Source organism: Nocardiopsis sp. KDC1DS13DA1, assembly GCF_055632325.1.
The window spans coordinates 1-208 of the sequence record NZ_JBVMUY010000026.1 but is presented as its reverse complement, the minus strand read 5'-3'; the positions used below and the strand labels follow the sequence as shown (position 1 = coordinate 208).

The window sequence follows — 208 nt, the reverse complement described above, 5'->3', positions numbered from 1 at the left end:
TCCTGGCCCGGGCGGCGGCCGGAGCCGCCTCCCTCGCCCTCGCCACAGCCCTGACCTCCTGCTCCTTCAGCCTCGGTGAGCTGGAGCCCGTCGGCGAGGACGCCACACCCCCCGTCGAGACGGAGGAGACCGGCGCCGCGGAGCGGTCCGAGGCGACCGGCGCCGCCGAGGACACCGCCGGGCAGGGAACCGACACCGGCACCGCCGG

General features: G+C 78.4%; 1 pseudogene. It reads left to right on the top strand.

Annotation, left to right across the window (positions count from 1 at the left end):
• Positions 1–2 precede the first annotated feature (2 nt).
• Positions 3–208, top strand: a pseudogene (locus ACTVAJ_RS17205) (hypothetical protein); the annotation flags it as partial.